We start from the raw sequence: 308 nt of genomic DNA on the forward strand, positions 1-308 counted from the left end.
GTATACTCTACGGCTTACATCTCTAGGCTCTCCTTTAACTTTTACCTTGCCGTCTATTTCATAGGCCTCATACTTCTCTTTATTTAACCAAGGGACATTTACTTTCTGACCAGTAAATGACTTTCTGCTTTCATCCAATTTCTTTGCATTAGTCAAAAGTTCTTTCTTAAGGTTTTGGCTGTCAACCACATTGTATGGTACGTTATCGGCCAAAGCAAGATCATACTTAGAGTTATAAGGAAGCAAATCTGCAATCTTAACGTCTTTAATTTTCTTCCCTGCCTGTCCTGCCTTGTTTATGACCTTCC

General features: G+C 38.3%; 1 pseudogene. It reads right to left on the reverse strand.

From position 1 onward, the window contains the following. Positions 1 to 308 (reverse strand): annotated as a pseudogene (locus SB679_RS23640) (hypothetical protein); the annotation flags it as partial.

The sequence above is a fragment of the Chryseobacterium sp. SIMBA_029 genome (assembly GCF_046535275.1).
In the GTDB taxonomy this organism is placed as follows: Bacteria; Bacteroidota; Bacteroidia; order Flavobacteriales; family Weeksellaceae; genus Chryseobacterium.